Genomic DNA, 13823 nt, shown 5'->3' on the forward strand with positions numbered 1-13823 from the left:
CCTGTCTTTGTTGTATGATGTTATTGAATCAGCATGGCATCGCCAAAGCTGAAGAATCGGTATTCCTCTTTTACAGCCTCATTGTACGCTTTTAGTACATGCTCTCGTCCAGCTAATGCGCTGACAAGCATGATTAACGAGGATTTTGGCAGATGGAAATTCGTGATCATGCCATCAATGGCCTTGAATGTATAGCCTGGGTAAATAAAGATTGACGTCCAGCCGCTTGACGCTTTGAATTCGCCGTCATGCGCACTTGCAATGGTTTCGAGCGTTCTCGTTGACGTTGTCCCAACTGAAATAATCCGTCCGCCTTCCTTGCGAACGCGATTGAGCTCTTCAGCTGTTTCTTCATTCATTTCGTAAAACTCTGCGTGCATTTCGTGTTCTTCAATACGTTCTGCACTGACCGGACGAAAAGTACCAAGCCCCACGTGCAGTGTAATGAAAGCTATATGCACACCTTTTGCTTTCAGCGCATCCAGCAGCTCGTTTGTAAAGTGAAGACCAGCAGTTGGAGCAGCAGCGGAGCCAACCTCTTTTGAATACACCGTTTGATAGCGTTCACGATCGTCAAGCTGCTCTTTAATATAAGGAGGCAGCGGCATCTCACCGAGGGATTCAAGTACTTCATAAAAAATGCCTGTATACTGAAACTTAACTTTTCTTCCGCCATGTTCCATCTCTTCTGTACATACCGCTTGAAGCCGTCCATCACCAAATGTGATAACCGTTCCTTTTTTCACCCGTTTGGCTGGTTTTACAAGTGTTTCCCAGTTGTCTCCCTCCTCTTGTTTTAATAGAAGAAGTTCAACTTTTGCACCTGTATCCTCTTTCATTCCAAACAAACGTGCAGGCAGAACGCGTGTATTGTTTAAAACGAGACAATCACCCGTTTGAAAATAATCGGTGATTTGTGAGAATGTATCATGTGTCATCGCACCCGTTTGTTTGTTTAAGACCATCAGTCTTGATGCATCTCGTTTTTCAAGCGGCACTTGTGCAATCAATCTTTCTGGTAAATCAAAATCAAATAGTTCTAGCTTCATTTCCTTCACCTATTCTGTAGTTAACTAGTTAACGTTATTTCATCCGTCCAAAGATATTAAGTAATATGGTTAGCACAATGCTAATGGCAATGCATGTTATCACAGGAAAAAAGAACGTCACATTTCCTTTTTTCACAAAAATATCACCTGGAAGCTTACCAACCAATTGAAATACTAATCCTGCGGCAAAAAGGACACCGCCTAAAATCATCAATATTTTAGGGAATTCAGTCACGAATCGGAACCTCCATTTGAAAATGTTCATACGCTTCTCTTGTGACGACCCGTCCTCTTGGTGTTCTTTGCAGGAAACCAATTTGCAGTAAATACGGTTCGTACACATCTTCAATCGTATGTGATTCTTCTCCAATTGTCGCTGAGATTGTATCAAGCCCAACAGGACCGCCTCTAAATTTTTCGATCATACTTAAAAGCAGCTTATGGTCTATATGATCCAGGCCAAGCCTGTCGACTTGAAGGCGCTCAAGGGCATCTTCCGCAATGTCCTTGGTAATCGCATGATTCCCAAGCACCTGCGCAAAATCTCTTACTCTTCTGAGCAGACGATTGGCAACCCTTGGCGTGCCCCGGGAACGTCTTGCGATCTCTTCGGCTGAGCGAAGATCGATCCCAATCTCAAACAGCTCGGCTGTTCTTGCCACAATGTGAGCCAAATCTCTTTGCTCATAGTATTCCAATCTTGCATGTACCCCAAACCTGTCACGAAGCGGTGCTGTTAAAAGCCCTACACGGGTCGTGGCACCTACAAGTGTAAATGGCGGTAAATCAAGCCGTACAGAGCGCGCTGTATCTCCTTTGCCAATGACGATATCTAAACAAAAATCCTCCATTGCCGGATAAAGCACTTCCTCAATTGAGCGCTGCAAGCGATGAATTTCATCTATAAACAACACATCACCTGGCTCAAGAGAAGTTAAGATTGCCGCCAAATCGCCAGGACGTTCAATCGCTGGTCCAGATGTTGTACGCAGCTGAACATTCATTTCATTGGCGATAATCGACGCAAGCGTTGTTTTCCCGAGTCCAGGCGGTCCATATAAAAGGACGTGATCGAGTGTTTCCTGCCTCATGCGGGCAGCTTCAATAAACACACTGAGGTTATCTTTTACTTTTTGCTGACCGATATATTGGCTAAGTGTCTGTGGCCGCAGACTTTGCTCAATGGCTGATTCATGGTTGTCTGCTTCAGTTGAGACGAGCCGTTCATCCATGAGACATCACCCTATTTCAACATTTTTTGTAAAGCTTTTTTCACATATTGATCGGTTGTGAGATTCTTTTCTTCTTTTAATAATGGAAGAACCTTTTTAATTTCACGATCACCGTATCCAAGAACATGTAAGGCTTCAAGCGCTTCGTCTAATGCCGTTTGCTGCGTTTCGACCTGAATATGGTCCTCGTGATTAAATAGGTTGCCAATCATTTCCGGTACGACATCGGCTAGCTTTCCTTTTAGATCGAGAATGATTTGGCGAGCTGTCTTTTTGCCAACACCAGGGAACTTAATCAGGAACGCTTCATCTTCACGTTCTATCGCTGAAATGACAGCGCCAGGATCACCGGAAGCAAGAATCGCTAGAGCCCCCTTCGGCCCAATCCCCGTGACATTTAACAGTTTTGTGAACAGCGCTTTTTCTTCTCGCGTTTGAAATCCATATAACGAAAAAGCGTCTTCCTTTATGTAATGATACGTATAAATCGTTTCTTGTTTGTTTACTTGATAGATAAACGGGTTTGGGGTATAGACTTGATATCCCACTCCGCCGTTTTCAATGACAACATATTGCGGGCACACATAATCAATGGTCCCTTTTACAAACTCTATCACCGTTTTCACCTCTTTGACTGTTCTTCATTGTAACATAAATCGAGAAGAAAACCGCAATAAAAGTTAACATACGTTCGCTCAATGCATTTTTACGATGAAACCACGAAAAACAGCTTGCGGCCTTCACACCAGCAAGCTGTTACACGCTTTAAAACGATATTTCATTTCGGTAAGGCTTCATGACTTCAAGCACATGCTCAAATTCATCCTTTGTTCGAAAAGGAATGCCTTGCTCAAGCTGCTCCTCCACATGACTTTCTAAACGGGACGTATCAATTTGAAAAAAGAGATGAATAGGCTCCGCCCAGCCGTCAGGCCTTCCATGAAACGTAGAAATCACACCGTCCTCTGATAACCCGATATATCCATTTGCTTTACTTAATGGAGAGATATCATCAATTTGCTTTCTAAAAAGCGCAAAATCCTCTCTCTGTTCTACTAGCGTCCAGCCTTTATACTGTGCCCAGAATGTGTCTTTGTCTTCTAATGATGCCCGGTGTCTTTCAATACTCACATCTCCGTCTAGATAGACTTTTTCAAGCTGCACGGTGATAGAGTTTGACTGCTTTTGCAAGTGTTCTTTTCCTTCCATATCCGCAGCGAAAAAAAGCACACTTGTCATGATAAGTCCTGTAACGAAACATTTCATCTTCACTTTCACTATTTACACCTCTTTAGAACATGAGATCGATGCATGACATATGTAGTTTGACCCATTTTTCTAAACATTAACCAAATCGATGAATGAATATATGGGAAGAGTCTTTCGTTGTATCCTTCATTCGTAAATGGTATGTTTTATACAATCCATTGCTTTATCGAATGACTCGTTTTTTTCATCATTCGTTTTTCAGCCGCATAAACTGAAACCAAAGAAGGTGAAGTCAATGTCAGATGTTAAAAGATTAGCCGAATCGATTCAGTATCATGAAGATAAACGTCTTCATAAGCTTGCCTTTAAACCGGCAGAGCTTGAACTGTGCGGCAAAGGAAGAAGTGCCTATGTCTTTTCATACAAAAAAGACGGCAAGAAAATGGCACTAAAAGTCTTTTTCCCTTCTTATCAACATATTGCCCGCAAAGAAGCCGCCATTTATGAAAAACTTTCTGGTTCGTCTTACTACCCTGAGATTTATGAATCTGGGGATCAGTATATTTTAATGGAATATATTAAAGGCTACACATTCTATGAATGCCTCACAAAGGGGATTCCTATTAAAAAACAAATGATTGAACAAGTCGATGATGCGCTAGAAGAAGCACGTGAGAAAGGATTGAATCCTTCTGATATCCATCTGCGGAATCTGATCTTAACAAAGGAAGGCCAGGTCAGGGTCATCGACGTAGCCCGTTTCACACAAACAAAAGCATGCCACCAATGGAATGATTTAAAAGCCGCTTACGCTTATTATCAAAAACCTTTTTTCCCTAAAAAAGCACCGCGTCTATGGCTTGAAGTGATTGCTTATTTGTATAAAAAGAACTGGCTGTCCCGCGGTCAGCTTAATAATCGAAATGATTTTTCTGCATAATGAAAGCCGCTCAGAGAGAGCGGCTTTCTGTTTTAATCTGTTTCTACGTGGATGCTATTCACATTTAATAAATTAATGATTTCATTATTCAGCTTAAACCAATGATTGGCTTCTTCAATTTTCTTATACACATCATAGGTAGCTGGGCGTTTTAGCTCGAAATCAAGCACTTCCCCATTGTTCATATGAAATGTTACCTTAAATACTTTCATCATAAGATCACCTTCCACTCTTTCTTGTTAGCTGGCCAAATAGATCGGCTCTTTTCATTCATTCTCTATTCAACTCGTTTCCCCTCCTTCTTTCCTTTCAAACACAAGAAGTTTAAATTTTGTTTAAATTCAAACAACATCTCTATCCCTCTGCTTTGCAAAGAAGTATATTATTTAAAAAGGAGGCTGTCTTCATGAAACGGAAAAAGAAACGAACTTCTCCCGAAAGACAAACCGTCTTTTTTCATTTAACAGATGCCCTCATTCCGAGTCTGGACATGATAGGGATTGCATTAAAGACATTTTTCCACATCTTAAGAAAAGCCTTTTCCGCGATCTGATAGAACCCCGCACAACATATGTGCGAGGTTCTTTTTTTAGGATGAATAAATTTGACTTCCTTGGCTGATAAACTCCTTCGCCTTCTTCTCCATCTCTCTTTTCACTTCTTCTGATTGATTGCGAATATCATGGGAAATTTTCATACTGCAAAACTTCGGTCCGCACATCGAGCAAAAATGGGCAGTCTTAGCGCCTTCCGCAGGCAATGTTTCATCATGGAACGCCATCGCTCTTTCTGGATCAAGTGACAGGTGGAATTGGTCACGCCACCTAAATTCAAACCTCGCTTTCGATAAAGCATCATCGCGCTTTTGAGCAGCAGGATGTCCTTTTGCTAGATCAGCGGCATGTGCGGCAATTTTATAGGCAATCACACCTTCTCTTGCATCTTCTTTGTTCGGCAGACCTAAATGCTCTTTTGGCGTCACATAACATAGCATCGCTGTTCCATACCAGCCGATCATGGCCGCACCGATGGCGGATGTAATGTGATCATATCCCGGGGCAATATCTGTTGTAAGAGGCCCTAACGTATAAAATGGTGCCTCTTTGCAAATCTCCATTTGCTTGTCCACATTCTCTTTGATTTTATCCATCGGAACATGTCCAGGCCCTTCAATCATCACCTGTACATCATGTTTCCAAGCGATCTCTGTCAATTCACCTAACGTTTCAAGCTCTGCAAACTGCGCCTCATCATTGGCATCAGCAATCGAGCCTGGTCTCAGACCGTCTCCAAGTGAAAAAGCAATATCATACGTTTTCATAATCTCACAAATGTCTTCGAAGTGGGTATAGAGGAAATTCTCTTGATGATGGGCAAGACACCACCTTGCCATAATGGCACCGCCTCTTGAAACAATTCCGGTCACCCGATCGACTGTCAGCGGAATATACCTTAACCTCACGCCCGCATGAATCGTGAAGTAGTCTACTCCTTGCTCTGCTTGTTCAATTAATGTGTCTCTGTACACGTCCCACGTCAAATCTTCTGCCACTCCATTTACTTTTTCAAGCGCCTGATAAATGGGAACGGTTCCTACTGGGACTGGGCAATTCCGTATGATCCATTCTCTCGTTGTATGAATGTCCTTTCCTGTAGACAGGTCCATCATGGTGTCTGCACCCCATCTGATCGCCCATGTCATCTTTTCTACCTCTTCATCAATGGATGATGTCACAGCTGAATTGCCAATATTCGCATTGATTTTGACGTGAAAATGCCTTCCAATAATCATCGGTTCACTTTCAGGATGGTTAATATTCGCTGGAATGACTGCTCTTCCGCTGGCTACTTCCTCTCTCACAAACTCAGGGCTTAGCTCTTCTCTTAACGCGATAAACTCCATTTCAGGCGTAACAATACCTTTTTTTGCATAATGCATTTGCGTCACACAGGCACCTTGTTTTGCGCGGAGCGGCTCATGATGAAAATCAGTATGAACATGATGAAAGGACTCTTTTTCCTTAGAACGATATCCGTTATCTTCTGGTTTCACATGGCGCCCTTCATAGCTTTCTGTATCCCCTCTTTCTTCGATCCATGCTGCCCTAAGGCGTTTTAATCCCTTAGTGACATCAATATGGGCTCTCTCATCAGTGTACGGTCCACTCGTATCGTACACACGAATCGGTTCATTTTGAATGTTCCCCGCCTGTGTCACAGTTTTTGAGAGAGCAATCTCCCTTTTTGGCACTAAAATGTCAGGTCTTGATCCTTTCTCATACACCTTTCGGCTGCCGTCAAAGCTTGATAATAAGGATTGAGTTGTTGGGGTATTTTTCTTTTCTTTCATTTGCTGTTCTCTCCTTCTCTTCTTGTCACCGGACAGGATGGAATCAGCACCAGCAAAAAACCAGGCTCTATGAACAGAACCTGGTTTCGTCGACAGAAATAAACATGAATGTCATCCATATGACCCATGTATCATCTTCAACTTCCCCACGCTGGTACGAGCCAGATCAGGTCCAAAGGGTTAAGAAGCATACACTTCTCTCTCAGCCCAACTGCGGGCACCCCTAGTCACATTATTTATTGATTTCCACAACAGTGTAGCATAGAGATGCCATGAAAAAAAGAAGTTTTAGGAAAATAGTTCCTTTCCACTACAAAAGAGATACAGCAAGCTTGATATGCACCTTTATATACATCATCTCTCCCAATCATTTCGATAAAATATGAAATAATCATTGATCCTTTTCTCCTAATATGTATAGTTAATCTAAACTGAGAATTTTTATACAAACTTTTCCAAAGGAAGTTCTAGTCGATTGCAAATATTTCTCGCATTTATCGTCGTAGGATTGTCAATTGCTCTGCCAGTTGGAGCGATCACGGTTGAAATGACAAAACAGGGATTAAAAAACGGATTCTTTGATGGATGCTGAATTTGCTCAGTTTTTATCACTGCCATTTGTCCAAATCCCGCTCTGGCTGATCGGAGCAGTATTCTTAATAATTCGGATCAAGACATCCATTTAGCTGGCGAAAAAGTCAATAAATCATTCGCAAAAACGTACAGAAACGGCTTGCTTGTCGCGGTATCCCCTGTACTGGCAGATGCATATCCAAAAACAGATTCATCTGAATTTATGCTGGCTTCAGGCGGTATTTTGGCAGGGATTCTCCTTCATGACATCTGTCTTCTCCCCCTTGTATCCTTAACAAGAAAGGTATTTTATTACTTGGATTTGGCTGGTATTTCTTTAACGAATTTTATACAGGCATCAAGGGTTATTTTTAAGAAAAGGCTAAAGTTCTTGAGGAACTTTAGCCTTTCTTATTCTCCAACCTATCGAGTCATGCCTGTTTGGCCTGTTTCAAATTGTGTTCTTCTCATATCTCTAAAGCGTGTGAAAGCACCCTCGTCTTTAATGACTTGGACAGCTCTTCCATCCGCATAACGAGTCGCTGCTTCTTCAACTTGTGATACGCCCTCTGACGTCAGACGTCCATCTGATTTAATGGCAATATACACATTTTCATCTGTCACCATCACCTGTGAGTCTGCAACGTGGTTCATTTTATTGACACGGTTGGCAATTTTTCTTGAACGCTGGACGTTCTCTTGTTTATCGTAGCCAGAGAACGACATTTGGTTATGATAGTTCATATCTCCATGACTGTAGCGTCCATCTCCACCTGCGAGAGGCATTCGATCATCGGCTTGAGGACGGGTGCGATAATCAACATTCGTTGTGTTCCCACCGTTCATCCCCTCCATGAGTTCAGAAACTGGCCCTTGATGATCTTGATTATTGTCAGCCGCACGGTTATTCGAATGATATCCGACTGGCTGACCTGATTGATTATGACGTGTATCTACACCTGCATTATCATTTGTACCACATGCCGTTAACCCAATAGGAAGAAGCACTAATGCGATCGTTTTTTGCCATTTTTGTCTCAAACGAAAAACCCCCTGTACAAATTCAATCTCATGAGCGCGAAACAGGCTCTGTTTTAGCATGTACAGTTTGGGAAAAAATCAAGCTGTCAGTTATAAACAAAAAAAGGAACGATTGAGATCGTTCCTTCCAGATTGTTAAAATGATCTTTATTTTAGCCCTTTGTCTCTTTTTCAGCGTGACTTGAAAACCTTTGCAGTCTAGGAAGGACGAGTACCGGAGCGGAGCGAATTTGACATTCGTGAGCACCGGAGCGCAGACCTGACACCGAATGCGAGGGTTTGTCTACACGCTGAAAGGAACGATTGAGATCGTTCCTTCTGTCATTACTCTTCTTCGTCTTCTTCTGGCCTTGCAAAAACAGATTGACCTGGATATGGCTGCATATAAGGCTGAGCTGGATACCCCCCCATTTGGCCATAAGGAACAGGATTCGGATAATGTCCTGGCCACGGCTGATGCTGCTTCATGCCATCATCACATCCGCAGTCTTCCTTGCCATAAGCTTCATTTGAAACGTTTGGATAAAAGCCTTGATTCACGTTCGCATTGTCATTTGGGTGCATATGGTGGTGCCAGTGATGCCCATCGTTTGCATGATGTGCATGATGTTCATAATGTTCCCCGTAATAAGCTGGCGCTTGATACGCAGGATAATACGGCTGAGCTGGGTATGGATATGGCATCATGTGATGGTGATAATATGGCTGGACAGGATAACAAAGACCTGAACCTGGTAAAATTGGCGATGCTGGCACCATTTGTTGCGGGTATGGATACATTGCCGGCATGTAATGTCCATGACCAAAACCATAATAAGGATCATATGAGTCATGATGCTGGTGATGGTGATGATGCTCTTTATTCTCAGCCATTCCTCCTACCGCTGCGCCTCCAACATTCGGCATTTGCGGGAAATTAGGAAGGTTTGGGTAATTGCTTTGCTCCATATCTTTTCCCTCCTCCTTTTGATGCGGAATATGAATAAACGGATCATACCCCTTTGCCACTTCATCTTTTAGATGGCCTTTATTTTCATCATAAAAATGGTCCTTGTTATTTTTATGGTCCTTATTTTCATGAAGAAAATGTTCCTTATTATCTTTATGGTCCTTATTTTCATCATAAAAATGTTCTTTGTTATCTTTATAGTCCTTATTTTCATGAAGAAAATGTTCCTTATTATCTTTATGGTCCTTATTTTCATCATAAAAATGTTCTTTGTTATCTTTATAGTCCTTATTTTCATGATGAACATGATCTTTGTGATCCTTTTTGTCATGAACATGATCTTTCTTTTCATGAACGTAATCTTTTTTCTCATGATGTTCTTTTTTGGGAGGAGGCGTGAATGGCTGGTAGAGATTGGTCTGATAATAGTTCACATCGACTTGTGGAAAAACTGGATGCTCGATCTTTGGCACTGGCGGTACATAAGGTACCGGTTCATTTGGCTTTTCTTTCGGCTTCGTATCTTGCACTTGCACGACATCTTTTGGCTTTTCTTTCACATACGGATGTTCTTTCGGCTTTGGCATTTCTTTTGCTTTGTGATGATCTGTTTTTACAGGAACACCACTAGATGGAATCTTGATCTTCATACCCGGCATGATCAAATCTGGGTTACTGAGTTGTGAATTTAGTTTTTTCAATTCTTGAAAGTCGACTCCGTATTTCTTTGAAATTTTCCAAAGGGAGTCTCCTTTTTGCACAATATGAATTTTCAACGTTTTCCCCTCCTATGCAAAACGTGAACGTAACGGTTATGTCAGAAGTACAATATGTTTCACCATAAATTTATGCCTATTTACAAGCCGATATGATAAAAACTTGTTTTCTGATAGGAGGGGCTGATTTATTATTTAATGGCGAGCATTTTATTCAGTGCAAGTAAAGCCTCTTTGGTAATGTCTTCATTGACCTGAATCAAACCGACCGGATCACCTTTCTCAATGCTTTCTAGTGACCATAACAAATGAGGAAGATCGATCCGATTCATGGTCAAACATGGACACATATCCGGATTGAGGGATTCAATTTGTTTATCTGGATGCTGATCTATTATCCGCTTGACTAAATTCATCTCTGTTCCAATCGCCCACTTGCTTCCTGCTGGCGCTTCCTTAATCGTATCAATAATAAATTTCGTTGAACCGGCAAGATCAGAAGCCCTGACGACTTCATGCGTGCATTCTGGATGGACAAGGATTTGAATGTCACGGTCTCTTTTTCTCGTTTCTTCAATATTCCGCACCGTAAATTTCTCATGGACAGAGCAATGGCCTTTCCATAAAATCATCTTGATGCGGGAAAGCGGCTGATCGGTGATGAGCTTTTCTTCTATTTGATCCCAGACAGCCATTTCTTCTAGTGAAATGCCTAAATCGAATGCCGTATTACGCCCTAAATGCTGATCAGGGAGAAACAGAATGCGCTCATTTTGTGTGAGCGCCCACTCCAGCACTTTTTTAGCGTTTGATGATGTCACAGTGGCCCCGCCATGCTTTCCGACAAATGCTTTAATATCAGCTGTTGAGTTGACATACGTAAGTGGAAGAATTGTCTCCCCAAACAGATCAGTGAGCTGCTCCCATGCTCTATCCGTTTGTTTCATGTTCGCCATATCTGCCATTGAACAGCCTGCTCTCATATCTGGCAATAGGACCTTTTGATTCTTGTTTGACAGCATGTCTGCCGTTTCAGCCATGAAGTGAACACCGCAGAAAACAATGTACTCCGCTTCCTTGTTGTCCGCGGCTATTTGTGCGAGCTGCAATGAATCTCCTGTTGCATCTGCGAATTGGATGACTTCATCCTTTTGATAATGATGCCCTGGTATAAAGAGTTTTGATCCAAAGGATCGTTTAATGTCTAACACACGCTGCTTCATCTCTTCAACAGATCGGTGTTTATATTCTTCTGGCATCATGGCTGCATGTTGTTTCGCAAGTACATCAAGCAGTGACATGAGTTGTTCCCCCTTTATGACTGAATTCCATATTCATACTAAAATCAAATGCTGGAACAGAATGTGTCAGAAAACCAAGTGAAATAAGGTCGACACCTGTCCCTCTGTAACTTGGCAATGTCTCAAGCGTGATGCCTCCTGAAGCCTCAGTCAGAATTGTCTCCGGTGTCATTTGTTTAAAACGTTTTACCTCGTCCGGAGAGCAGTTGTCAAACATGATGACATCGGCTTTTGCATCAATGGCTTCCTTTAGCTGCGTTTCTGATTCAATTTCTACTTCAATTTTCACCATATGACCCGCATATGCTCTTGCTTTCTCTACAGCTTCACGAATAGAGCCGCATGCGGCAATATGATTATCTTTAATCATCACCCCATCTGATAAGCCGAAGCGATGATTCTTTCCGCCCCCTGTCTTCACAGCATATTTCTCTAACATACGCAAGCCGGGAGTCGTTTTTCTCGTATCACAAATCGTAATCGACGGATCCGCTAATCGCTGCACCGCTTCATGTGTTAATGTGGCGATACCTGTCATGCGCTGCAAGACATTCAAAATGACCCTTTCTCCTTTTAATAAGTCGCTGACCGGCCCCTTTATTTTCGCCAGCACAGCGCCTGAATGAATCCAATCACCTTCCTCAAAAAACAACTCAGCTTGAATCTGTTCATTCAGCAGGCGGTACCCTATGTCAATGACTTGAGAACCTGCCAATACACCCGATTGTTTTGCGATGATGTATGCTGTTCCTTTCTTTTCTCCAAAAATGGCATCAGCTGATACATCTCCAAAGCCAATATCTTCTGTGAAAAAATGAGTCATCATTTGTTTTAACTGTAAACGTTCCATTTGGCACCGATCCTTTCATTTTTCATCATATGAATGTGGCCTTTTTCATGGACAATCTGCATGCCCCGCCACAAAGCATCATTCCGATTTGGATAATCCATTCGAAAATGGCCGCCTCTGCTTTCTGTACGAAGTAATGCAGACTTCACAAGGCAAATCGCTAATGCCCATTGATTGCTTAATTCGATCTGTTCACTTGTGATATTTTTCACATTCGTTTGCTGATAAGGGACTTGCTGTAATACTTGAAGCAAGGTCTTTAGCCCTTTTTCGTCTCTTACAATTGCGGCATATGTCATCATCCATTGTCTCAACTGATCCTCTGAAATCGCTGGGACGGACCATACTTCTTGAATAGAAAAAGATGGGACTGTTTTTTTCTGTTTAGGTACCTGTTCAATTCTCCGTGCCGCTTTGTTTCCTAAAACGAGACCTTCCAATAGAGAATTACTCGCTAATCGGTTCGCTCCGTGTAATCCTGTACAGGCCGCTTCTCCGATAGCAAAAAGAGATGGAACAGTGGTTTCTCCATATTCATTCACGCAGATTCCGCCCATTAAAAAATGCATACCAGGGGAAACTGGGAGCCTGCCGCTTGCCAAATCGATACCTGCCCGTTCACACATTTCAGCAATGGCTGGAAAACGAACTGAGAAATGTGGAATTTCGCTGATATTGAGATACAGATCATGACCTAATTGCTGCTCATGAAAAATAGCTCTAGCGACCACATCTCTAGGCGCTAAATCAGCTTGTGGGTGAATGCCTTTCATCATCCTCCTGCCTGTTTCATCTTCTAAATAGGCTCCCTCTCCCCGGACTGCCTCTGAAACGAGACCGACTGCTTTTCCAGCGATCGTCAAGAGGGTGGGGTGGAATTGAACAAATTCAAGATCTGCTAATTGTGCCCCGGCTCGATAGGCCATCATCAGTCCGTCTCCTGTTACAGAAGGGTCATTTGTGTTTGTTTCATATAGGGAGCCGCAGCCGCCCGTGGATAAAACAACTGCATCTGCGGTCATGGTATGGACGTGTCCTTTCTCGTCTTTCCACACCACACCCATGCAGGTTCCTTCATGGACCAATAGATCAATGACATGGTGATATTCGTATAAATGAATATGTGAGCCAAGCTGACTTTTTAAATACTGCACGAGTGTTTTGCCTGTTTGGTCTCCTCCTGCATGCAAAATGCGATGAGTCGTATGTGCCCCCTCTTTACCTAATTGCGGCTCGCCCGTCTCCGTTTGATCAAATGGACAGCCTTCTTCTACGAGCTGCTCTACCAATTGCTTTCCAAGACTTACGATCTCTTGTACCGCCCTCTCATCATTGTGATCACAGCCGGCAGCTAATGTGTCTTGTACATGCTGATGAACTGAATCCTGTGCTGAAAAGGCAGCAGCGATTCCTCCTTGTGCAAGCATGGAATTACTAGAGGAAAATTGTTTTTTTGTCATCATGATAACTTGGCAGCTTTCTGAAATGGTTTTTGCAAAGGAAAGCGCTGCAATGCCTGATCCCACCACAATGACTTTTTTGATTGATGACACCTTCGCCCCTCCTGTCATTTACACCTGTCTTGACACATATCATTACACAACACTACAATA

General features: G+C 42.5%; 14 protein-coding genes, 1 pseudogene and 1 riboswitch. Of the genes and pseudogenes, 3 read left to right on the forward strand and 12 right to left on the reverse strand.

The window, feature by feature from the left end; all coding sequences use genetic code 11:
- Positions 1 to 20 precede the first annotated feature (20 nt).
- The 5 genes from queA to GKC25_RS11905 all read right to left on the reverse strand — a co-directional run bounded on the left by queA (position 21) and on the right by GKC25_RS11905 (position 3547).
- Positions 21 to 1049: a tRNA preQ1(34) S-adenosylmethionine ribosyltransferase-isomerase QueA gene (queA, locus tag GKC25_RS11885; RefSeq protein ID WP_034661572.1), complete on the reverse strand. Its 1029-nt coding sequence runs from the start codon at positions 1047 to 1049 to the stop codon at positions 21 to 23.
- Between the two features lie 34 nt (positions 1050 to 1083).
- Complete coding sequence (locus GKC25_RS11890; RefSeq protein ID WP_034661574.1) at positions 1084 to 1284, reverse strand: DUF2905 domain-containing protein; 201 nt, start codon at positions 1282 to 1284, stop codon at positions 1084 to 1086.
- Positions 1277 to 2281 (reverse strand): Holliday junction branch migration DNA helicase RuvB, encoded by a 1005-nt coding sequence (gene ruvB, locus GKC25_RS11895; RefSeq protein ID WP_095285510.1) that lies wholly within the window; start codon positions 2279 to 2281, stop codon positions 1277 to 1279. Before ruvB ends, GKC25_RS11890 begins: the two co-directional genes overlap by 8 nt.
- A gap of 11 nt (positions 2282 to 2292) precedes the next feature.
- The gene (gene ruvA, locus GKC25_RS11900; protein ID WP_034661580.1) at positions 2293 to 2898 is read right to left on the reverse strand and encodes a Holliday junction branch migration protein RuvA; all 606 of its coding nucleotides are present in this window, start codon (positions 2896 to 2898) and stop codon (positions 2293 to 2295) included.
- Positions 2899 to 3046: 148 nt separating this feature from the next.
- Positions 3047 to 3547, reverse strand: a complete 501-nt coding sequence (locus tag GKC25_RS11905; RefSeq protein ID WP_181185478.1) for an intercompartmental signaling factor BofC — start codon at positions 3545 to 3547, stop codon at positions 3047 to 3049.
- Between the two features lie 238 nt (positions 3548 to 3785).
- Here GKC25_RS11905 and GKC25_RS11910 point away from each other — a divergent pair, with 238 nt between their 5' ends.
- Positions 3786 to 4430 carry a serine/threonine protein kinase gene (locus tag GKC25_RS11910; RefSeq protein ID WP_034661587.1) on the forward strand — a complete coding sequence of 215 codons (645 nt, stop codon included), beginning with the start codon at positions 3786 to 3788 and terminating at the stop codon, positions 4428 to 4430.
- A 32-nt stretch (positions 4431 to 4462) separates the two neighbouring features.
- On the opposite strand, the gene GKC25_RS11915 is transcribed toward GKC25_RS11910, so the two are convergent.
- Complete coding sequence (locus tag GKC25_RS11915; protein WP_003216799.1) at positions 4463 to 4645, reverse strand: hypothetical protein; 183 nt, start codon at positions 4643 to 4645, stop codon at positions 4463 to 4465.
- 191 nt (positions 4646 to 4836) lie between these two features.
- On the opposite strand from GKC25_RS11915, the gene GKC25_RS11920 reads away from it, so the two are divergent.
- Entirely contained in the window at positions 4837 to 4983 is a 147-nt protein-coding gene (locus GKC25_RS11920; protein ID WP_162839368.1) for a hypothetical protein, read from the forward strand.
- A 36-nt stretch (positions 4984 to 5019) separates the two neighbouring features.
- Here GKC25_RS11920 and thiC read toward each other — a convergent pair whose 3' ends face one another.
- A complete protein-coding gene (gene thiC / locus GKC25_RS11925; protein WP_342689803.1) occupies positions 5020 to 6780 on the reverse strand; it encodes a phosphomethylpyrimidine synthase ThiC in 1761 nt (586 codons plus the stop codon).
- Between the two features lie 126 nt (positions 6781 to 6906).
- Positions 6907 to 7015: riboswitch (TPP riboswitch) on the reverse strand.
- 240 nt (positions 7016 to 7255) lie between these two features.
- On the opposite strand from thiC, the pseudogene GKC25_RS11930 reads away from it, so the two are divergent.
- Positions 7256 to 7728 (forward strand): annotated as a pseudogene (locus GKC25_RS11930) (lysine transporter LysE).
- Between the two features lie 48 nt (positions 7729 to 7776).
- Here GKC25_RS11930 and GKC25_RS11935 read toward each other — a convergent pair.
- The 5 genes from GKC25_RS11935 to nadB all read right to left on the reverse strand — a co-directional run bounded on the left by GKC25_RS11935 (position 7777) and on the right by nadB (position 13763).
- A complete protein-coding gene (locus tag GKC25_RS11935; RefSeq protein WP_060596878.1) occupies positions 7777 to 8394 on the reverse strand; it encodes a YhcN/YlaJ family sporulation lipoprotein in 618 nt (205 codons plus the stop codon).
- 324 nt (positions 8395 to 8718) lie between these two features.
- Positions 8719 to 10119 carry a SafA/ExsA family spore coat assembly protein gene (gene safA / locus GKC25_RS11940; RefSeq protein ID WP_187703990.1) on the reverse strand — a complete coding sequence of 467 codons (1401 nt, stop codon included), beginning with the start codon at positions 10117 to 10119 and terminating at the stop codon, positions 8719 to 8721.
- A gap of 131 nt (positions 10120 to 10250) precedes the next feature.
- Positions 10251 to 11360, reverse strand: coding sequence for a quinolinate synthase NadA (gene nadA / locus GKC25_RS11945; RefSeq protein WP_034661601.1), 1110 nt, complete (start codon positions 11358 to 11360; stop codon positions 10251 to 10253).
- A complete protein-coding gene (gene nadC / locus GKC25_RS11950) occupies positions 11347 to 12210 on the reverse strand; it encodes a carboxylating nicotinate-nucleotide diphosphorylase (RefSeq protein WP_034661605.1) in 864 nt (287 codons plus the stop codon). The genes nadA and nadC overlap by 14 nt, the downstream gene beginning before the upstream one ends.
- Positions 12192 to 13763: an L-aspartate oxidase gene (nadB, locus tag GKC25_RS11955; protein WP_342689804.1), complete on the reverse strand. Its 1572-nt coding sequence runs from the start codon at positions 13761 to 13763 to the stop codon at positions 12192 to 12194. The genes nadC and nadB overlap by 19 nt, the downstream gene beginning before the upstream one ends.
- Positions 13764 to 13823: the final 60 nt, after the last annotated feature.

The sequence above is a fragment of the Bacillus pumilus genome (assembly GCF_038738535.1).
Lineage (GTDB): Bacteria > Bacillota > Bacilli > Bacillales > Bacillaceae > Bacillus.

Bases quoted from the DNA above. Each gene is read 5' to 3' on its own strand.
- queA (WP_034661572.1), bottom strand. From the start codon at position 1,049: ATGAAGCTAGAACTATTTGATTTTGATTTACCAGAAAGATTGATTGCA.
- ruvB (WP_095285510.1), bottom strand. From the start codon at position 2,281: ATGGATGAACGGCTCGTCTCAACTGAAGCAGACAACCATGAATCAGCC.
- GKC25_RS11905 (WP_181185478.1), bottom strand. From the start codon at position 3,547: ATGAAATGTTTCGTTACAGGACTTATCATGACAAGTGTGCTTTTTTTC.
- GKC25_RS11910 (WP_034661587.1), top strand. From the start codon at position 3,786: ATGTCAGATGTTAAAAGATTAGCCGAATCGATTCAGTATCATGAAGAT.
- GKC25_RS11915 (WP_003216799.1), bottom strand. From the start codon at position 4,645: ATGATGAAAGTATTTAAGGTAACATTTCATATGAACAATGGGGAAGTG.
- GKC25_RS11920 (WP_162839368.1), top strand. From the start codon at position 4,837: ATGAAACGGAAAAAGAAACGAACTTCTCCCGAAAGACAAACCGTCTTT.
- thiC (WP_342689803.1), bottom strand. From the start codon at position 6,780: ATGAAAGAAAAGAAAAATACCCCAACAACTCAATCCTTATTATCAAGC.
- nadA (WP_034661601.1), bottom strand. From the start codon at position 11,360: ATGTCACTGCTTGATGTACTTGCGAAACAACATGCAGCCATGATGCCA.
- nadC (WP_034661605.1), bottom strand. From the start codon at position 12,210: ATGGAACGTTTACAGTTAAAACAAATGATGACTCATTTTTTCACAGAA.